This is a genomic window from Stenotrophomonas sp. ESTM1D_MKCIP4_1 (genome assembly GCF_003086895.1).
Taxonomy (GTDB): domain Bacteria; phylum Pseudomonadota; class Gammaproteobacteria; order Xanthomonadales; family Xanthomonadaceae; genus Stenotrophomonas.
Genome location: NZ_CP026004.1, coordinates 2,932,783 through 2,951,069, shown reverse-complemented (window position 1 = coordinate 2,951,069; position 18,287 = coordinate 2,932,783). Strand labels below are relative to the sequence as shown.

The following is an 18,287-nucleotide window of genomic DNA, read 5'->3' as shown; positions in this document are numbered from 1 at the left end:
CGCCGTTGCCGCTTACCCAACTGCAAGGAGACTGCCCGATGACCCAGGACAGCCAGCACCCGGGCACCCTCGTGCCCGCCACGGCCACCCCTTCCGCTCTCGACGATGGCGCGCTGCAGGCATTGGGCCTGGTGGCCGAGGACCTGCCACGCATCGCCGAGATCCGCAGGGAACTGGACGACCTGCGTCCGGGCAACCTGCAGGTCTTCGGTCGCGAAGCGGCATCGCGCACCGCGGCGTTTTCCAGCCAGCTGCTGGACCAGGTACGCAACCGTGACCTCGATGCCAGCGGTGACAAGCTGGGCGAAGTGGTGCGCATCGCCCGCAGCCTGAAACTCGATGGATTCGCCCAGCGTTCCAAGGTGCCGGTGATCGGTGGCCTGATCGATCGCCTGCGCGTGTCCAAGGGGGAACTGGTACAGAAGTTCAGCGATACCAATGCGCAGATCGAGCAGTTGCTGGGCGATGTGGGCGTGCAGCAGGCGCTGATGGGCAAGCGTGTGGGCGAGTTCGACCGCATGCACGAGATCGTGCGGGAGGAGCGCCATGCGCTGGGCCTGTACGCCGCTGCCGGCAAGCAGCGCCTGGCCGAGCTGCAGACCGAGCAGTTGGCGGGGCAGGGCAGTGAGGATCCGCAGCAGCGCATCCGCCAGAGCGAGGTCGACAATGCGATCCGCCTGATCGAAAAGCGCGTCTCCGACCTGCAGCTTATGCAGCATGCGGCCGATCAGTCGCTGCCGATGATCCGCCTGATCCAGGCCAACGCGCTGCAGTTGATCGAAAAGTTCAACACGGTGCGCGAGATCACCATCCCGTCGTGGAAGCGCCAGTTCGCCATCCAGCTTTCGCTGGGCGAGCAGAAGGCCGCGGTCGAGTTGTCCACGGCCATCGACGATGCGACCAACGAGATGATGCGACGCAATGCCGACCTGCTGCGCCAGTCTTCGGTGGATACGGCGCGCAGCAACCAGCGCGGCGTGATCGACGTGGCCACGCTGCGTCATGTGCATGACCAGTTGATCGCCACGGTCGAGGAAGTGCGCAGCATCCATCGCGAGGGCATGCAGCAGCGCCAGCAGGCTGAAGTTGAACTGTCGCGCCTGCGCGAGGATCTGCAGCAGCGCCTGGCGGCCCCCACCGCCCCCTGAAGAGGCGACGGCGCGAATCATGCCGGTAACGTCGGGCGTGCTCGACGTGCTTGGTGCTTGGTAGAGTCGAGCTTGCTCGACTGGCGCAAATGCAGTCGAGCAAGCTCGACGCTACAGCTGCTCCATCGCCCAGTCGGCCAGTGCATCCACGCGCGGGTCGGCCGGGCCATCGGGGCGCGCCAGCACCCAGAACCCGCCCGTGGCGGAAAACCCCCACGGCGCGATCAGGCGTCCGGCGGCCAGATCCTCGGCCACCAGCGGCTCCGGCGCGATCGCCGGCCCCAGCCCGGCAACCGCCGCTTCCAGCAGGTAGTACAGGTGCTCGAAGCCGGTGCCCATCTGCAACCGGGCCGGGTCCAGCCCGTGCGCCTGTGCCCACGCCGGCCATGCCTGCGGGCGCGAGCTGGTGTGCAGCAGTGTTTCGTGAAGCAGCGCATCGGGCGGCACATGGCGCAGCCGCTGCGCGGCGGGGTGCGAGGGCGCCACCACCACGCCCACTCGTTCCGGGGCCAGCTCGCGTATCTGCCAGCCGCGCGGCCACGGCCCCTGCGCCAGCAGCAGGACGGCGTCCAGCGCGGCCTGCGCCTCGGTGAACGCGCCGTCCAGCGCCGACCATTGCAGGTTCACCCCGGGCAGGGCGGCCTGCAATGCCGGCAGCCGCGGAATCATCCAGCGCGCCAGCACGCTGCCACTGCAGCCCAGCACCAATGCCGGTGATCGTGCCGGCTGGCGCAGTTCACGCACGCAGCCCTCGATGCCGGCAAAGGCCTCGCCGCAGGCCGCGTGCAGGCGCTGCCCGGCCTCGGTCAAGCGCAGCCCGCGCCCGGCACGCTGGAACAGCGGCAGGCCCAGGTGGTCTTCCAGCAGTTTCAGCTGCCGGCTCACCGCACCATGGGTGACGTGCAGGGCCTGTGCAGCGCGGCCCACGCCGCCCAGGCGGGCGGTGGCCTCGAAGGCACGCAGGGCATTGAGGGGTGGCAGCAGGGAGGTGCTCATGTGAGATTTCCTGACGATACATGCCAGATAATATCGATATTCCGGTCATCATCCGTGCGCTAGAGTATCAACCTGTCTCGAACCAGCGGTCGCTTCCATGTCTGCCTCCCCCATTGCCGACTACCACGCCTTCCCGGATGCCCAGGGCCACTTCGGTCGCTACGGCGGCAGTTTCGTCGCCGAAACCCTGGTCGGCCCGCTGCAGGAACTGGCCCAGGCCTATGACCAGGCCCGCCAGGACCCTGCATTCCAGCAGGCCTACGACCGCGACCTGGCCCATTACGTGGGCCGGCCGAGCCCGATCTACCACGCCGAGCGCCTCAGCGACCACGTCGGCGGCGCGCAGATCCTGCTCAAGCGCGAGGACCTGAACCACACCGGCGCGCACAAGATCAACAACACCATCGGCCAGGCCCTGCTGGCCGCGCGGATGGGCAAGAAACGCATCATCGCCGAGACCGGCGCCGGCCAGCACGGCGTGGCCAGTGCAACCGTCGCCGCGCGCCTGGGCCTGGAATGCGTCGTCTACATGGGCGCTACCGACATCGAGCGGCAGAAGATCAACGTCTACCGCATGAAGCTGCTGGGCGCGACGGTTGTGCCGGTCACTTCCGGTTCGGCCACCCTGAAGGACGCGCTCAACGAAGCGATGCGCGACTGGGTGACCAACGTGCAGGACACCTTCTACATCATCGGCACCGTCGCAGGCCCGGACCCGTACCCGCGCATGGTGCGTGACTTCAACGCCATCGTCGGCCGCGAAGCACGCGAACAGATGCTGGCCGAGTACGGCCGCCTGCCCGATGCGATCACCGCCTGCGTCGGCGGCGGCAGCAACGCCATCGGCCTGTTCCATGCTTTCCTCAACGACCGCCAGGTCGAGATCTTCGGCGCCGAAGCGGCCGGTGACGGCATCCATACCGGTCGCCACGCCGCCTCCATCGCCGCCGGCCGCCCCGGCGTGCTGCACGGCAACCGCACCTACGTGCTGTGCGACGACGATGGCCAGATCATCGAGACCCATTCGGTCTCGGCCGGCCTGGATTACCCCGGCGTCGGCCCGGAGCACGCCTTCCTGGCCGACAGCGGCCGTGCACGTTACCTGGGCATCACCGACGAAGAAGCCCTGCAGGCCTTCCACCTGCTGGCGCATACCGAAGGCATCCTGCCGGCACTGGAATCCAGCCATGCGCTGGCCCAGGCCATCAAGCTGGCACGCGAACGCCCGCGCGACCAGATCGTGCTGTGCAACCTGTCCGGCCGTGGCGACAAGGACGTGCACACCATCGCGGCGCGCGAAGGCCTGGTGCTGTGAACTACATGCTGCGCCATGGTGGCGCGCTGGTGCTGGCGGTGGGGCTGGGGGGCTGCACGCCACCCGATCCGCCGGTGCTGGCGCCCGCGCCGGCATCGCCTGCAGCGATTGCCCCGGCACGCCAGGTGGCCAGCAACGATGATGACGCCGCGCATCGTCCCATCGAGGATGCATCGGCGCCCGCCGCCGACAGCGATGCCGATGACGAAACCGCCCCTGCAGTGGTCTCGGTCGCGCTGGACCATGCGGGCGAGGTGCTGATCGGCCAGCCCTTCAGCGAACTGCAGGACGAGGCGCAGTGGCATTCGGCCGGGCTGGGCGAGGCCACGGCCGGGCGTTGCGAGTATTACGAGCGCGGCACGCTGCCCGAAGGCGTGGCGATGATGGTGCAGGACGGCGACGTGGTGCGCTTCGACCTGGCCCCCATCGACGACTCGGGCCAGGTGGTGGTGCAGCCCGGGCCGTTCGGCCTGCGCCTTGACATGCCGCGCGCGCAGGCGCTGCAGCGGCTGCCACGGGGCACCATCGCGCGGCCCTACGGTGACGATGCCGAAGCCGGCGAAACCCTGCTCTGGCAGGACCCTGGTTCCGACCTGGCGATCCGCGTGGAGATCGTCGACGGCACCGTTTCCCGAATGTACTGGGGCGCCAGTGGCGCCGTTGACCTGATCGAAGGATGTACCTGACATGTCCGTATCCCGACTCGATGCCTGTTTCCAGCGCCTGCGCGAGCAGCAGCGCAAGGCGCTGATCCCGTTCATCACCGCTGGCGATCCGTCGCTGGAGGCGACCGTGCCGGTCATGCATGCGCTGGTCGAGGCCGGCGCCGATGTGATCGAACTGGGCGTGCCGTTCTCCGATCCGATGGCCGATGGCCCGACCATCCAGCGCAGTTCCGAACGCGCGCTGGCCCGTGGTGCCGGCAGCCGCTATGTGCTGCAGGCGGTGGCGCAGTTCCGTGAACGTGATGCGCAGACCCCGGTGGTGCTGATGGGCTACCTCAACCCGGTGGAGATCCACGGCTACGTTGCCTTCGCGGCGGACGCGGTCAAGGCCGGCGTGGACGGTGTGCTGCTGGTGGACCTGCCGCCGGAAGAAGCCGGCGAAGCGCAGCAGGCCTTCGATGCCGCCGGTCTGGCGCTGGTCCTGCTGGCCTCGCCGACCACCAGCGAGGCGCGCGCCGACAAGCTGCTTGCACTGGCCCGGGGCTACCTCTACTACGTCAGCTTCGCCGGGGTCACCGGCGCGTCCGAGCGCCTGGACAGCGATGCTGCCAGTGCACGGCTGCAGGCCCTGCGCGCGCGCGCCAGCGTGCCGGTGGTGGCCGGCTTCGGCATCAAGGATGCCGCCAGCGCCGCCGCCATGGCCCGCCAGGCCGATGGCGTGGTGGTCGGCAGTGCCCTGGTGGCGGCGCTGGCCGATGCCGCCTCGGTCGCTGAAGCCGCCCAGCGCGCGGGCGCCTTCCTGGCCCCGCTGCGGCAGGCGCTGGACGCGTGACCCACGCATGCGCCACGGGTTGCCGGCCACGCGCCAAGGGTTGCCGGCCAGCGGCCGGCACTACCGACATGGCGCTACCCGCGCGGCGTTGCCGCGCTAAACGTACGTCCCAGCATGGTTTTTTCCTGCCGGCCCGTGCTCCGCAAGGGGTGCACGGGCGGGGGCAGCGGAGCTAGACTGTCCGCCTTTGCGGCCCCCGGGCCGCCCTGAACGGAAGTGTCCTCCCGCATGAGTTGGCTCAGCAAGTTGATGCCGTCCGGCATCCGCACCGACAACACCCCCAGCAAGAAGCGCAGCGTCCCCGAGGGCCTGTGGGAAAAGTGCAGCAGCTGCGGCAGCGCGCTGTACCGCCCCGAGCTGGAAGAGAACCTGGAGGTCTGCCCGAAGTGCGGTCACCACATGGCGATCCGCGCCCGTGCCCGCCTGGCGGCCCTGTTCGACGCCGACAGCACCACCGAGATCGCGGCGCGCCTGGGCCCGACCGACCTGCTCAAGTTCAAGGACCAGAAGAAGTACAGCGAGCGCATCAAGATCGCGCAGAAGAACACCGGCGAGTACGACGCGCTGATCGCCATGCGCGGCCTGCTCAAGGGTCGCCCGCTGGTTGCCTCGTCCTTCGATTTCGCCTTCATGGGCGGCTCGATGGGTTCGGTGGTCGGTGAGCGCTTCGCGCTGGCGGCCGAAACCGCCGTCGAGATCGGTGCGCCCTACGTGTGCTTCTCCGCCAGCGGCGGCGCGCGCATGCAGGAAGGCCTGTTCTCGCTGATGCAGATGGCCAAGACCTCGGCTGCCCTGGGCAAGCTGCGCGAAGCGGGCCTGCCGTACATTTCGGTGCTGACCCACCCGACCACCGGCGGTGTGTCGGCATCGTTCGCCATGCTGGGCGACATCAACATCGCCGAACCGCAGGCGCTGATCGGCTTCGCCGGCCCGCGCGTGATCGAGCAGACCGTGCGCGAGAAGCTGCCCGAAGGCTTCCAGCGCTCCGAGTTCCTGCTGGAACACGGGGCCATCGACCAGATCTGTGACCGCCGTGAAATGCGTGATCGCCTGTCCGATCTGCTCGCCATGCTCGGCCGCCAGCCGGCGCCGGAGGTGGCGTGATGGCAGGCCGCAGGTACTTCGGTACTGACGGCATCCGTGGCCGGGTCGGGCAGAGCCCGATCTCGGCCGACTTCGTGCTGCGCCTGGGCAATGCACTGGGCCGCGTGCTGGTTGACCAGCGCGGCCACGACGGGCGCCGCCCGATCGTGGTGATCGGCAAGGACACGCGGATTTCCGGCTACATGTTCGAGGCGGCACTGGAAGCCGGCCTGGTGGCCGCCGGGGCCGATGTGCAGCTGCTGGGGCCGATGCCGACTCCGGCAGTGGCCTTCCTCACCCGCACCCTGGGCGTGGATGCCGGTGTGGTCATCAGTGCCTCGCACAACCCGCACTACGACAACGGCATCAAGTTCTTCTCCGCCCAGGGCGAGAAGCTTGACGATGCGACCGAGCTGGCACTGGAAGCCGCGCTGGACGTGCCGTTCACCACGGCGGAATCGGAAAAGCTGGGCAAGGCGGCGCGCGCGCGCGAAGCCGTCGGCCGCTACATCGAGTTCTGCAAGGCCAGCGTGCCGCGCACCTTCGATCTGCGCGGCGTGCGCCTGGTGCTGGACTGTGCCCATGGCGCGACCTACCAGATCGCGCCGTTGCTGTTCCGTGAGCTGGGCGCCGAAGTGATCGGCATCGGTGCCGAACCCAACGGCATCAACATCAATGACGGCGTGGGTTCGACCCATATCGACAATCTGGCTGCAAAGGTGCGCGAGACCGGTGCAGACCTGGGCATTGCCTTCGACGGCGATGGCGACCGCGTCCTGATGGCCGATGACCAGGGCAACCCGGTCGACGGCGATGACCTGCTCTACATCCTGGCCCGTGCGTGGCAGGCCGACGGCCGCCTGCGCGGCCCGGTGGTCGGCACGCTGATGAGCAACTTCGGCCTGGAAAAGGCCCTGGGCGAACTGCAGATTCCGTTCGTGCGCAGCAACGTCGGCGACCGCTACGTGCACCAGGCGCTGGTTGAAGGCGGTGGCGTGCTCGGTGGCGAAGCGTCCGGGCACCTGCTGTGCCTGGATCGCGCAACCACCGGCGACGGCATCGTCAGTGCCCTGCAGGTGCTGGTGGCGCTGCGCCGCAGCGGCCAGACCCTGCGCCAGGCCCTGCAGCCGCTGGCCAAGGTGCCGCAGAAGACCGTCAACGTGCGGCTGGGCGACGTTTCGGCCAAGGCGACCGTGCAGGCCGACAGCGTGCAGTCGGCGCTGGCGGCGGCACAGCAGGCCGTGGTCGGGCGCGGCCGCGCGTTCCTGCGTCCGTCCGGTACCGAACCGGTGGTGCGGGTCACCGTCGAAGCCGATGAAGCCGTGCTGATGCAGGACACGCTGGACCGCCTGTCGGCGGCAGTGAAGGCGGCCGCCTCCGCCTGAGGCGGCGGCGCCTGCCCCACACGGAGAACGCCCCGGGAGACCGGGGCGTTTTTCGTTCCGCGCAGCAACAGGCCGAGGCTCAGGGGCCCGGCACCATCTTCTTTTTGCGTGCCTTGAAGCCGTTGAAGAACGGAGCAATGAACGGGTTGTAGCTCTGCGCGATGCGCTTGCGCAGCCAGTTGGCCGGGCGGTTGCGGATCGCGAACCGGTAGATGCGCTCCGGATCGCCGCCGACCACGTTGCGACCGAACGGGTGCGTGGTGTGCAGGTAACGGAAGCCGTGTTCGCGCGCCACCTCGATGTGATCCTGGTCGAAATCGCCGTAAGGCCAGCACAGGGTATCGGACACTTCGCCCAACTTGTCCTGCAGCACCTGCCGCGAGATCGCCAGGTCCTGGCTGATGCCGGCGCGGCGCTGCGCGCGGTCCAGGTCGTCACGGCGCAGCCAGCGGGTGTGGGTGTGGGTGTGGCAATGCACCTCGAAGGTACCCGCGTCGATCGCGGCGCGGGCTTCGCTCCAGCGCATCATCACCTCATCGCTGCGGTCGTGCTCGAAGATCGCCGCTTCGCAGCCCCGGTGGTCCGGCGTTGCCGGCAGCGCCGCACCGGCCATGCCGGCATGCGGTCGCACCTCACCTTCACCCATCCAGCCGGTCACCACGAACACCACGGCATGCATGCCGTACTTCTGCAGGATCGGGTGCGCATACACCCAGTTGTCCAGGTAGCCATCGTCGAAGGTGATGACGATGGACCTGCGCGGGACCGGCTTGCCGGCCAGGAAGCCGGCGTACTGGTCCAGGGTCAGCGACGTCCAGCCGTTCTCGGCCAGCCAGGCAATCTGGCTCTCGAAGTTTTCCGGAGAGACGGTGATCATCCCCGGCGAGGGGCTGACGTGGTGGTGCATCAGCACCGGAACAGTTCGCGCATCAGCCATGTCCCAGCTCCTTCAGCCACTGGTGGTAATAGTATTCGGTGGTTTCGCCATGCCCGGCCGGGCTGAAATCATGCGCGCTGCGCATCCAGTCCCAGCCCGCCCGGCCCATCAGCTGCCGGCGCTGCTTGTCGTCCACCAGCAGGCGCAGCGCGGCGGTCAGGGCGCCATTGTCGCCCAGCCGGGTGAGGATGGCATTGCTGCCTTCGGCCACCATTTCCGGCACGCCGCCCACACGTGTAGCGACAATCGGCACGGCCACGTAGGCCGCCTCCAGGAACACCGTGCCGGCTGCCTCCTTGTGCGAGGCGAGGGCGAAGATGTCGAAGCCGGTCATCAGCCGGCAGGCGCTGTCACGATAGCCGAGCAGATGCACCTGCTGCTGCAGGCCATGTTCCTCGCGCATCGCCAGCAGGCGCTGCATGACCGCTTCGCCATTGCCGACCACCACCAGGTGCAGGCGGGGGTTGGCCTTGCACAGCGGCGCGATCGCGCGCAGCAGGTCGGCATGGCCCTTGGGCTCGCGCAGCACGGCCACGCAGCCGACCACGATGTCGTCGTCGCCGAAGCCGAGTTCGGCACGGACTTCAGCGCGCACCTCCTGCAGGCACTGCCACGGGTCGTCCTTGCGGATGTCGGTCCAGCGCGGTGGCACTGCGATGGGCGGCACGATGCCGATGCTGTCGCTGGCGATGCCACGTTCGGCCAGCAGCTGCTTCACGAACCGGCTCACGGTGATGACCCGGTGCGGCAGCCCGGTATAGGTCAGCAGCGAGTTGACCGGGCTCATCAGGTGGCGGGAGCGCACCACCAGCGGCGTGCCGCCCAGGCGTGCACCGGCGGCGGCGATCAGCGTGTCGCGCCGGCTGGTGGTGTTGACCACGTCGTAGCGCTCGCGGCGCACCAGACGCGAGACCGACCAGATGCCGCGCATCAGGCGTGCCATGCCCCCCATGCGCAGGGTGTGCACGGTGAAGCCGTCATCGCGGGCCAGCGTGCCCAGCCGCGCGTCGGGCTGGCAGAGCAGCGCGACATCATGGCCGCGCGCACGCATCACCTGCATGTGGCGAAGGATGTAGATCTCCTGGCCACCCATTCCTTTGGCGGCTTCGGTATGGAGGATGCGCAACGGGCGGTTCATCGTGAATCTGTCCTGGATTTCAACGGTTGCGGAAGCGGGTGAGTGCGTCCCATGCGGCACGCAGGCTGGCGGGGTCCGGCGCCTGGTGCGGAAGGGGCCGGTAGTCCTGGCCCACTGCGGTGGCGTTGCCGAACTTGTCGAACACGTAGATCGCCTCGCCGTGGCGTACCGCGCGCTGCGACCAGCTCTCCACCACCAGCGAACGCGCGCCGGCAGGCTCGGCCAGCAGGTCATGGCCGGTACTGAAGTCCCCCAGCGGGTTTTCGCAGCCCAGTGCGTGGCGCATCAGCGTCGGCACCCAGTCCTCGTGGGAACTGGTGCGCGCGTCGTGGCCGCCGGCCTCGCCCGGCCAGCGCAGCACGAACGGCACCTGCAGCTGGTGGTTGGAGAAGTTGCCGTTGTGGCCCCAGTAGTTGAGGCCAAGGTCGTTGAACTCCTCGGCATGGTCGCCGGTCACCAGCACGATGGTGTCCTGCTCCAGCCCCTGCGCGCGCAGCTGGTCGAGCAGCTGGCCGACCAGGCTGTCGGCGTAGTGCACGGCCGTGTGGTAGCGGTTCAACTCCGGCGCCGGGTCATGGTCCGGGCCGAATGTGAGGAAGTCGATGTCGGCGGCCATCGGCGTGGCCACCGGCGGATAGCCGGCCGGCATGTGGTACGGCGCGTGGGTGGAATCGAGGAACACGAAACCCAGCCACGGGTGCTGTGCGGCCTGGCTGCGGCTGATGTCCTGCTGCAGGGACGTGACGATGCTCTGGTCGCGCGCGGCAGGATCCAGTTCCGTCGGCCCCTGGTGCAGCTGGTCGCGCACATCGGCAAACGCGGTGCGGTCGAACTCGGGGCTGTACAGCGGCGCACTGCCGTACAGATGCAGGTCGTAGCCCTGCTGCTGCAGCACCTTGAACAGCTGCGAGCCGCGCTGCTCATCCAGCATGCTCGGCCAGTAGCCGCCGGGCAGGCCGTACAACAGGCCGAACAGACCGTAGCGGGTCGCATTGCCGGTGCTGAAATGGTGGTCGTAGACGCGTGCCGAGCCGGCCAGCGCCGCCGTGTTGGGCATGTACTGCGGCGTCAGCGCATCGTGCCGCAGCGATTCCAGCACCACCATCAGCACGTTGGGGCGGCGGTGGCTCTGGCAGCGCAGCGGCTGCAGCGGGTACTGCAGCTGGGCATGGCGCGGATCCGGCAGGCCTGCCGGCTGCTGGCTGTGCACACCCAGGCGGCGCATGAAGCTCTTGGCGGTGATCGGCTGCGCCCAGGGCAGGTAGTTCCACTGGCTGACCACGGCGCGCTCGCCCAGCGCATCGTAGTAGGCGGTGGCGACCTGGCCGCCGCCCATCAGCAGGGCGATGACGGCCCACGCCTGCAGCACACGGCGCCGATGCGGCGCTGGCGACAGCAGCTTCCAGCAGGCCCAGGCCAGCAGCCCTTCGGCGGCGAAGATCGCCGTCACCAGGCCGGCCACCTGCAGCCAGGTTTTCCACGACAGGCTGACCTGGTCGTGCAGTGCGCCGCCAAACACCATGTTGGCCACCATCGCGTTGAGGTGGAACCGGTACAGGGCAAACACCTTGGCATCGACCAGCAGCAGGCAGAGCCAGAGGCCCTGCAGCGCGATGGCTGAAAGCGTCAACGTGCGCGTGCGGCGCGGCCAGAGACCGATGGCCAGCGGCAGCGCGCCGGCCAGCGCGCCCATCGCCAGCAGGTGGCCCGGCAGGGCAACGGCCAGGTAGGCCAGGCCAAGGCGCCCGCCGGGGTTGTCGCGCAGCGGCACGTTGCCCAGCGTGATCAGCAGGGCCAGGACCGCGTTGGCGGCAATGAATAGCGACCACCACGCCAACCGCTGCCAGCGGCGATGGGGTGCGGAAAGCGGGACAGGGGCGGCGGCGGGCAGGGCGACGGACATGGTGCAGATGAAGGAGGGCAGGGGGGCGGAGCGTGCTGCCCGGCAGGCCTGGCGGGGCCGCCGGCTCGCGCGGGCGGCGCATTGTATCGGTTTGTTTCAATGTATCGGTGGCGTACCCGGGCCGATCTGTCACAATGTTCAGGCTGGCCGGCAGAGCGCTGTCGGCCCCTCGACCCAACGACATGCCAGGAACCGCTGTGAGCCAGATCCCGACCCTCGACATCACCCGTTTTGACAGCGACCGCGAAGCCTTCGTGGCCGAGCTGGGCGCGGCCTACCGCCAATGGGGATTCGCGGGCATCCGCAACCACGGCATTCCGCAGGCCGACATCGACGCGGCCTACGATGTGTTCAAGGCCTTCTTCGCCCTGCCGGACGAGGTCAAGCGCCAGTACCACGTGGCCGGCAGCGGCGGCGCCCGCGGCTACACCCCGTTCGGCGTGGAAACGGCCAAGGGCTCCAAGCACTTTGATCTGAAGGAGTTCTGGCACATCGGTCGCGAGATCGCGGACGACTCCAAGTACCGTGACGTGATGGCGCCGAACCTGTGGCCGAGCGAGGTCGAGGGCTTCCGTGAGCGCGGCTATGGTCTGTACCAGTCCCTGGACAACCTGGGTTCGCGCGTCCTGTCCGCGCTGGCCCTGCACATCGGCCTGCCGGAAGACTTCTTCGCCGACAAGACCAACTTCGGCAACTCGATCCTGCGCCCGATCCACTACCCGCCGATCACCACCGACGACATTCCGAACGTGCGTGCCGGCGCCCATGGCGACATCAACTTCATCACCCTGCTGGTGGGTGCCAGCGCCGCGGGCCTGGAAGTGCAGTCGCATGATGGTGCGTGGGTGCCCTTCACCTCCGATGCCGACACCATCGTGGTGAACATCGGCGACATGCTGCAGCGCCTGACCAACCACGTGTACCCGTCGACCATCCACCGCGTGGTCAACCCCCCGGGCGAGCTGGCCCGCCAGCCGCGCTACTCGGTGCCGTTCTTCCTGCACCCGAACCCGGACTTCCTGATCGACGTGCTGCCCTCGTGCATCACCCCGGAAAACCCGAGCCGGTACCCGGAGCCGATCACCGCCCACGGCTTCCTCGAGGAACGCCTGCGCGAGATCAAGCTGAAGTAATGAAAAAGCCGCCGCAAGGCGGCCTTTTCTTTGCAGGGCTGCGCCCTGCACCCGCAGAGGCCAAGGCGAAAGCCAGAGCCAAAGCGGCTCTGGGTTATTGCTGGTTGGGCGGGGCGGTGTGGGTTGGCAGGACACGCCGTAAACCCTTCCATGGGGGCTCGATGGCGCCATCCATGGCGCCAACGGTCCTGCCAACCCACACCGCCCCACCCCCGACAGTTTCCCGGTGACGGTGGTAGATCCACGCCATGCGTGGATGGAATCTGTCAGATCGACGTGGGGCAGGGGTCAGATCCCTTTTCCTGCGGGGAGGGATCTGACCCCGGAACGGGCCGGAATGCTGTTTTTGCTCTTGCTCTTCTTTTTTCTTTCCGTGGCGGGGGAACCGCCGGAATGTGTCAGAGGCCGGGCGGGTGGGTTGCGCAGGGGCGTGAGCCGCATGGATGCGGCGACCGAGCCTCCAAGGACGGATTCACGGCGTCCCCTGCGCAGCCCACCCGCCCGGCCAAGCGCAGTGCCAGTCGACTATCAGTCGACTCTACCTGCTTCCGCTAGGAGGGGCTGCGCCGTTCGCTGAAACTTCATGTAACCGCTTACAGGGAAACGGGTTTTTGCCATAGCGGGTATCATGGGCGGCTGACTTCATACAGGAGCCACCGCTCATGCGCCGCAAGATCGTCGCCGGAAACTGGAAGCTGCACGGCAGCCGTCAATTCGCCACTGACCTGCTGGGCCAGGTGGCTGCGGGGCTGCCCCGGAGCGGGGTGGACGTGGTGATCCTGCCGCCGCTGCCCTACCTGGGCGAGCTGGTCGAGGAATTCGGCCAGACCGGCCTGGTGTTCGGCGCGCAGGATGTCAGCAGCAACGAGAAGGGCGCCTACACCGGTGAGGTCTGCGCCGCCATGCTGCATGAGGTCGGTGCCCGCTACGGCCTGGTCGGCCACTCCGAGCGCCGCCAGTACCATAATGAAAGCAGTGAGCTGGTCGCCCGCAAGTTCGCCGCGGCCCTGCATGCCGGCCTGGTGCCGGTGCTGTGCGTCGGCGAGACCCTGGAACAGCGCGAGGCCGGGCAGACCGAAGCGGTCATCGCCGCCCAGCTGGCCCCGGTGCTGGCCCTGGTCGGGGGCGAGGGCTTTGCCGATGCCGTGGTCGCCTATGAGCCGGTCTGGGCCATCGGTACCGGCAAGACCGCCAGCAAGGAACAGGCGCAGGAGGTCCACGCGTTCATCCGTGGCGAAGTGGCGCGCATCGATGCTAGAATCGCTGATTCACTGCCCATTCTTTACGGCGGCAGCGTGAAGCCCGACAATGCCGGGGAACTGTTCGCGCAGCCGGATGTCGATGGTGGGCTGGTCGGCGGCGCCTCCCTGGTGGCCGCGGACTTCCTGGCCATCGCGCAGGCGGCGGCTGCGAACTAACTCTACAAGTATTGTCCGAGGGCGGATTCCCAATGCTGATGTTGATCCTCAATGTCGTCTACGTGCTCGTGGCTGTGGCCATGATCGCGCTCATCCTGATGCAGCGTGGTTCGGGTGCGGCGGCTGGTTCGGGCTTCGGCGCTGGCGCCTCGGGCACTGTGTTCGGCGCGCGTGGCGCGTCCAACTTCCTGTCCAAGTCGACCAAGTGGCTGGCCGTCGTGTTCTTCGGCATCAGCCTCTTCATGGCCTGGTATGCCGGTCACGGCAGCCGTCCGGCGGCCGACCAGGATCTGGGCCTGATGTCCGCCCCGGCGGCCAGCACCCCGGCTGCTCCGGCAGGTGAACTCCCGGCCGTTCCGAAGGCCGATGCGGTCCCGGCCGCCCCGGTTCCGGCTGCAAATGTGCCGGCTCAGGCGGAATCTTCGGTTTCTGGTGAAGAAAAGCCCTCGGAAGGCTCCCAGAAAGACTGAAGACGGTTACAATATGCGGCGCATCGGGTTATCTGACTGATGTGATCGTTTGCCCAGGTGGCGGAATTGGTAGACGCACTACCTTGAGGTGGTAGCGACTTAGGTCGTAGGGGTTCGAGTCCCCTCTTGGGCACCATTTGTAAGTAAAGCGGGTTCTGCTGGCGCGCAATGCGCCGGCTGTTTCCCGTCCACTCCCCCATGCCAAAGCGCCTGCAGGCGCGGCGGCAGAGGCAAGAGAGAATCGCTGTGCTGGCCGAATATTTGCCGTCTCTGCTGTTTCTGATCGTCGCGACCGGTATCGGCATCACGCTGATGCTGATCGGTCGATTCCTCGGTCCCCGCCGCCCCGATCTGGAAAAGCTCTCGCCGTACGAGTGCGGCTTCGAGGCCTTTGAAGACGCGCGCATGAAGTTCGATGTGCGCTACTACCTGATCGCGATCCAGTTCATCGTCTTCGACCTGGAAATCATCTTCATCGTGCCGTGGACCCAGGTCTTCATGGAGCTGGGCGCCCGTTCGCTCGTCACCATGGGCCTGTTCGTCGGCATGCTGTTCCTCGGTTTCATTTACGTCTGGAAGAAGGGAGCGCTGGAATGGGAGTGATTCAGACTCTCGATGGCCTCATGAACAACCCGGTCCCGGAAGGGCGGGTTGATGACATCCTGCGGCCGGAAGGCGACAATCCGCTGCTGGAAAAGGGCTTTGTCACCACCAGCGTCGACGCACTGCTGAACTGGGCGCGCACCGGCTCCATGTGGCCGATGACCTTCGGTCTGGCCTGCTGCGCGGTCGAGATGATGCATGCCGGCGCCGCGCGCCTGGACCTTGACCGCTACGGCGTGGTGTTCCGCCCGTCGCCGCGTCAGTCCGACGTGATGATCGTGGCCGGTACCCTGGTCAACAAGATGGCCCCGGCGCTGCGCAAGGTCTACGACCAGATGCCGGATCCGAAGTGGGTCATCTCGATGGGCAGCTGCGCCAACGGCGGCGGCTACTACCATTACTCCTATTCTGTCGTGCGCGGCTGTGATCGCGTGGTGCCGGTGGACGTCTACGTCCCGGGCTGCCCGCCGACCGCCGAGGCGCTGGTGTACGGGATCCTGCAGCTGCAGAAGAAGATCTGGCGTACACAGACCATCGCCCGCTGACCCTTCCACACTACAAGAGCGCGCCAAGCCCCCATGGCAGAGCAAGCATCCTTCATCGACCGACTCTCCGCACGTTTCGCTGGTGCGAAGGTCATCGTGGTCGAACCCCGCGGCGAAGTGACGCTGGAGGTGCCTGCCGCCGAGTGGCATGCCACCGCGCTGGCGCTGCGTGACGAGTTTGGTTTCGAGCAGGCCGTGGATCTCTGCGGCGTCGACTACCTCGGTTATGGCTCTGACGAATGGGACACCGCTGACGTGTCTTCGCAGGGTTTCAGTCGTGGCGTCGAGGGCAAGGCCCAGGGCCGCTTCGCGTGGGGTGAGTTCCCCAGCGAGGAGAACGGTGCCGACGGCGCGAGCCCTCAGCACATGCCGACCCAGCGTTTCGCCGTGGTCGCCCAGCTGCGCTCCTACCAGCACAACCTGATGTTGCACCTGCGCTGCTTCGCCCCTGACGAAGCACTGCCGGTGGTGTCCTCGCTGACCGGCATCTGGCCGGGCCTGAACTGGTTCGAGCGCGAAGCGTTCGACCTGTACGGCGTGATCTTTGAAGGTCACCCGGACCTGCGCCGGATCCTGACCGACTATGGTTTCGTCGGCCATCCGTTCCGCAAGGATTTCCCGCTCATCGGCAACGTCGAAGTCCGCTACGACGAAGAAAAGAAGCGCGTGGTCTACGAACCGGTCACCTCGGTGGAGCCGCGTGTCGGCGTGCCGCGCGTGATCCGCGACGACGCCCGTCTGCAGACCGCAGAGGGTGAGCGCGCGCAGGAGGCAGTGAAGTGAGTGAGTTCCATCAAGCCCACCAGGCATTTGCGAGCAACCCGGCCGAGCTGCGCCAGGAAATCCGCAACTACACCATGAACTTCGGCCCGCAGCATCCGGCCGCGCACGGTGTGCTGCGCCTGATCCTGGAAATGGACGGCGAAACCATCATGCGCGCCGACCCCCACGTGGGCCTGCTGCACCGTGGTACCGAAAAGCTGGCCGAGTCCAAGCCGTTCAACCAGTCGATCGGCTACATGGATCGCCTGGACTACGTGTCCATGATGTGCAACGAGCACGCCTACGTGCGCGCGATCGAGACCCTGATGGGCATCGAAGCGCCGGAACGTGCCCAGTACATCCGCACGATGTACGACGAAATCACCCGCATCCTGAACCACCTGATGTGGCTGGGTTCCAACGCACTCGACCTGGGTGCGATGGCGGTGATGCTGTACGCCTTCCGCGAGCGCGAAGAGCTGATGGACTGCTACGAAGCCGTCTCCGGCGCGCGCATGCACGCAGCGTACTACCGTCCGGGCGGTGTCTACCGCGACCTGCCGGACCACATGCCGAAGTACAAGGAATCGCGCTGGCACAAGGGCAAGGCGCTGAAGCAGCTGAATGCTTCGCGTGAAGGCTCGCTGCTGGACTTCCTGGAAAACTTCACCAACGAATTCCCGGGTCGCGTCGACGAATACGAAACCCTGCTGACCGACAACCGTATCTGGAAGCAGCGTACGGTCGGCATCGGCGTGGTCAGCCCGGAACTGGCCCACCAGTGGGGCATGACCGGCGTGATGCTGCGCGGCTCGGGCATTGCCTGGGACCTGCGCAAGAAGCGTCCGTACGCCAAGTACGACGCCGTCGATTTCGACATCCCGCTGGGCAAGGAAGGCGACTGCTACGACCGCTACCTGGTCCGCGTTGCCGAAATGCGCGAATCCAACCGCATCATCAAGCAGTGCGTGGCGTGGCTGAAGGCCAACCCGGGCCCGGTGATGGTGAAGAACTTCAAGGTCGCTCCGCCCCGGCGTGAGGACATGAAGGACGACATGGAAGCGCTGATCCACCACTTCAAACTGTTCAGCGAAGGCTATTGCGTGCCGGCTGGCGAAACCTATTCGGCCGTGGAAGCGCCGAAGGGTGAGTTCGGCTGCTACCTGGTCTCCGACGGCGCCAACAAGCCCTTCCGCGTGCATCTGCGCGCACCGGGTTTCGCCCACCTTTCGTCGATCGATTCGATCGTCCGCGGCCACATGCTGGCCGACGTGGTGGCGATGATCGGTACCTACGATCTGGTGTTCGGCGAGGTTGACCGGTAATGCCGTCCGCTAAGCCAACGCCCGCTGCAGGCAGCCGGCGCAAGCCGGCGCCGCAGTTTCTGCAATTTCACGTTATGCATTTCGCTGAGGTCGGCCGATGAAGGCGACAGGTAATTTCGAGGCGGCGCGCGACGTCGACCCGATGGTGGTGCTGAGCGACAAGACGCGCGCTCACATCGATCACTGGCTGTCCAAGTTCCCGCCGGACCGCAAGCGCTCTGCCGTGCTGCAGGGCCTGCATGCGGCCCAGGAGCAGAACGAGGGCTGGCTGACCGACGAGCTGATCGCCGGCGTGGCCAAGTACCTGGACCTGCCGCCGGTGTGGGCCTACGAGGTCGCCAGCTTCTACTCGATGTTCGAGACCGAGAAGGTGGGCCGCAACAACGTGGCCATCTGCACCAACATCAGCTGCTGGCTCAATGGCGCCGAGGACATCGTGCGCCATTGCGAGAAGAAGCTGGGCATCAAGCACGGCCAGTCCACCCCGGACGGCCGCGTCTACCTCAAGCGCGAGGAAGAGTGCCTGGCGGGCTGCGGTGGCGCACCGATGATGGTCATCAACGGTCACTACCATGAGCGTCTGACCCTGGAAAAGGTCGACGAGCTGCTGGACGGGCTGGAGTAAGGGC

Annotated in this window: 18 protein-coding genes and 1 tRNA gene; 15 read left to right on the top strand and 4 right to left on the bottom strand. The window is 67.2% G+C overall.

The annotated features are described in order from the left end of the window. Positions 1 to 38 precede the first annotated feature (38 nt). Entirely contained in the window at positions 39 to 1,148 is a 1,110-nt protein-coding gene (locus tag C1924_RS13585) for a toxic anion resistance protein (protein ID WP_108765775.1), read from the top strand. A 111-nt stretch (positions 1,149 to 1,259) separates the two neighbouring features. Here C1924_RS13585 and C1924_RS13580 read toward each other — a convergent pair whose 3' ends face one another. Continuing rightward, on the bottom strand, positions 1,260 to 2,144 hold the full coding sequence (locus C1924_RS13580; RefSeq protein WP_108765774.1) for a LysR family transcriptional regulator: 885 nt from the start codon (positions 2,142 to 2,144) through the stop codon (positions 1,260 to 1,262). A 97-nt stretch (positions 2,145 to 2,241) separates the two neighbouring features. On the opposite strand from C1924_RS13580, the gene trpB reads away from it, so the two are divergent. The 5 genes from trpB (at position 2,242) to glmM (ending at position 7,424) form a co-directional block, all read left to right on the top strand. Beyond that, positions 2,242 to 3,459, top strand: a complete 1,218-nt coding sequence (gene trpB / locus C1924_RS13575; protein WP_108765773.1) for a tryptophan synthase subunit beta — start codon at positions 2,242 to 2,244, stop codon at positions 3,457 to 3,459. Beyond that, positions 3,456 to 4,145, top strand: coding sequence for a hypothetical protein (locus C1924_RS13570; protein ID WP_108765772.1), 690 nt, complete (start codon positions 3,456 to 3,458; stop codon positions 4,143 to 4,145). The genes trpB and C1924_RS13570 overlap by 4 nt, the downstream gene beginning before the upstream one ends. A gap of 1 nt (position 4,146) precedes the next feature. Then, entirely contained in the window at positions 4,147 to 4,956 is an 810-nt protein-coding gene (trpA, locus tag C1924_RS13565) for a tryptophan synthase subunit alpha (RefSeq protein ID WP_108765771.1), read from the top strand. Positions 4,957 to 5,184: 228 nt separating this feature from the next. Next, entirely contained in the window at positions 5,185 to 6,060 is an 876-nt protein-coding gene (accD, locus tag C1924_RS13560) for an acetyl-CoA carboxylase, carboxyltransferase subunit beta (protein WP_108765770.1), read from the top strand. Further along, entirely contained in the window at positions 6,060 to 7,424 is a 1,365-nt protein-coding gene (gene glmM / locus C1924_RS13555; RefSeq protein WP_108765769.1) for a phosphoglucosamine mutase, read from the top strand. The genes accD and glmM overlap by 1 nt, the downstream gene beginning before the upstream one ends. 79 nt (positions 7,425 to 7,503) lie before the next feature. Here the strand turns inward: glmM and C1924_RS13550 are convergent, their stop codons facing one another. The 3 genes from C1924_RS13550 to C1924_RS13540 are packed head-to-tail and all read right to left on the bottom strand — an operon-like array spanning position 7,504 to position 11,402. After that, entirely contained in the window at positions 7,504 to 8,361 is an 858-nt protein-coding gene (locus C1924_RS13550; protein ID WP_108765768.1) for a polysaccharide deacetylase family protein, read from the bottom strand. Then, on the bottom strand, positions 8,354 to 9,499 hold the full coding sequence (locus tag C1924_RS13545) for a glycosyltransferase family 4 protein (RefSeq protein WP_108765767.1): 1,146 nt from the start codon (positions 9,497 to 9,499) through the stop codon (positions 8,354 to 8,356). Before C1924_RS13545 ends, C1924_RS13550 begins: the two co-directional genes overlap by 8 nt. A 19-nt stretch (positions 9,500 to 9,518) precedes the next feature. Beyond that, the gene (locus C1924_RS13540; protein ID WP_108765766.1) at positions 9,519 to 11,402 is read right to left on the bottom strand and encodes a sulfatase-like hydrolase/transferase; all 1,884 of its coding nucleotides are present in this window, start codon (positions 11,400 to 11,402) and stop codon (positions 9,519 to 9,521) included. Between the two features lie 182 nt (positions 11,403 to 11,584). Here C1924_RS13540 and C1924_RS13535 point away from each other — a divergent pair, with 182 nt between their 5' ends. The 9 genes from C1924_RS13535 to nuoE all read left to right on the top strand — a co-directional run bounded on the left by C1924_RS13535 (position 11,585) and on the right by nuoE (position 18,283). Continuing rightward, positions 11,585 to 12,535, top strand: coding sequence for a 2-oxoglutarate and iron-dependent oxygenase domain-containing protein (locus C1924_RS13535; RefSeq protein ID WP_108765765.1), 951 nt, complete (start codon positions 11,585 to 11,587; stop codon positions 12,533 to 12,535). 662 nt (positions 12,536 to 13,197) lie between these two features. Beyond that, a complete protein-coding gene (gene tpiA, locus C1924_RS13530) occupies positions 13,198 to 13,953 on the top strand; it encodes a triose-phosphate isomerase (protein WP_108765764.1) in 756 nt (251 codons plus the stop codon). Between the two features lie 32 nt (positions 13,954 to 13,985). After that, entirely contained in the window at positions 13,986 to 14,423 is a 438-nt protein-coding gene (secG, locus tag C1924_RS13525; RefSeq protein ID WP_108765763.1) for a preprotein translocase subunit SecG, read from the top strand. 51 nt (positions 14,424 to 14,474) lie between these two features. Then, positions 14,475 to 14,559 (top strand) — tRNA-Leu (locus C1924_RS13520). Between the two features lie 110 nt (positions 14,560 to 14,669). Further along, on the top strand, positions 14,670 to 15,026 hold the full coding sequence (locus C1924_RS13515) for an NADH-quinone oxidoreductase subunit A (protein WP_079222613.1): 357 nt from the start codon (positions 14,670 to 14,672) through the stop codon (positions 15,024 to 15,026). After that, complete coding sequence (locus tag C1924_RS13510; protein WP_079222612.1) at positions 15,017 to 15,571, top strand: NADH-quinone oxidoreductase subunit B; 555 nt, start codon at positions 15,017 to 15,019, stop codon at positions 15,569 to 15,571. Before C1924_RS13515 ends, C1924_RS13510 begins: the two co-directional genes overlap by 10 nt. Before the next feature lie 33 nt (positions 15,572 to 15,604). Beyond that, entirely contained in the window at positions 15,605 to 16,354 is a 750-nt protein-coding gene (locus C1924_RS13505) for an NADH-quinone oxidoreductase subunit C (RefSeq protein ID WP_108765762.1), read from the top strand. Continuing rightward, the gene (locus C1924_RS13500) at positions 16,351 to 17,658 is read left to right on the top strand and encodes an NADH-quinone oxidoreductase subunit D (RefSeq protein ID WP_108765761.1); all 1,308 of its coding nucleotides are present in this window, start codon (positions 16,351 to 16,353) and stop codon (positions 17,656 to 17,658) included. The genes C1924_RS13505 and C1924_RS13500 overlap by 4 nt, the downstream gene beginning before the upstream one ends. A gap of 97 nt (positions 17,659 to 17,755) precedes the next feature. Further along, positions 17,756 to 18,283: an NADH-quinone oxidoreductase subunit NuoE gene (nuoE, locus tag C1924_RS13495; RefSeq protein WP_108750221.1), complete on the top strand. Its 528-nt coding sequence runs from the start codon at positions 17,756 to 17,758 to the stop codon at positions 18,281 to 18,283. The last annotated feature ends 4 nt before the right edge of the window (positions 18,284 to 18,287 follow it).

What these genes read in the sequence shown, in the direction of transcription:
- C1924_RS13585 (WP_108765775.1), top strand. Translation starts at nt 39, where the DNA reads ATGACCCAGGACAGCCAGCACCCGGGCACCCTCGTGCCCGCCACGGCC.
- C1924_RS13580 (WP_108765774.1), bottom strand. Translation starts at nt 2,144, where the DNA reads ATGAGCACCTCCCTGCTGCCACCCCTCAATGCCCTGCGTGCCTTCGAG.
- trpB (WP_108765773.1), top strand. Translation starts at nt 2,242, where the DNA reads ATGTCTGCCTCCCCCATTGCCGACTACCACGCCTTCCCGGATGCCCAG.
- trpA (WP_108765771.1), top strand. Translation starts at nt 4,147, where the DNA reads ATGTCCGTATCCCGACTCGATGCCTGTTTCCAGCGCCTGCGCGAGCAG.
- accD (WP_108765770.1), top strand. Translation starts at nt 5,185, where the DNA reads ATGAGTTGGCTCAGCAAGTTGATGCCGTCCGGCATCCGCACCGACAAC.
- glmM (WP_108765769.1), top strand. Translation starts at nt 6,060, where the DNA reads ATGGCAGGCCGCAGGTACTTCGGTACTGACGGCATCCGTGGCCGGGTC.
- C1924_RS13550 (WP_108765768.1), bottom strand. Translation starts at nt 8,361, where the DNA reads ATGGCTGATGCGCGAACTGTTCCGGTGCTGATGCACCACCACGTCAGC.
- C1924_RS13545 (WP_108765767.1), bottom strand. Translation starts at nt 9,499, where the DNA reads ATGAACCGCCCGTTGCGCATCCTCCATACCGAAGCCGCCAAAGGAATG.
- C1924_RS13540 (WP_108765766.1), bottom strand. Translation starts at nt 11,402, where the DNA reads ATGTCCGTCGCCCTGCCCGCCGCCGCCCCTGTCCCGCTTTCCGCACCC.
- C1924_RS13535 (WP_108765765.1), top strand. Translation starts at nt 11,585, where the DNA reads ATGCCAGGAACCGCTGTGAGCCAGATCCCGACCCTCGACATCACCCGT.
- tpiA (WP_108765764.1), top strand. Translation starts at nt 13,198, where the DNA reads ATGCGCCGCAAGATCGTCGCCGGAAACTGGAAGCTGCACGGCAGCCGT.
- secG (WP_108765763.1), top strand. Translation starts at nt 13,986, where the DNA reads ATGCTGATGTTGATCCTCAATGTCGTCTACGTGCTCGTGGCTGTGGCC.
- C1924_RS13510 (WP_079222612.1), top strand. Translation starts at nt 15,017, where the DNA reads ATGGGAGTGATTCAGACTCTCGATGGCCTCATGAACAACCCGGTCCCG.
- C1924_RS13505 (WP_108765762.1), top strand. Translation starts at nt 15,605, where the DNA reads ATGGCAGAGCAAGCATCCTTCATCGACCGACTCTCCGCACGTTTCGCT.
- nuoE (WP_108750221.1), top strand. Translation starts at nt 17,756, where the DNA reads ATGAAGGCGACAGGTAATTTCGAGGCGGCGCGCGACGTCGACCCGATG.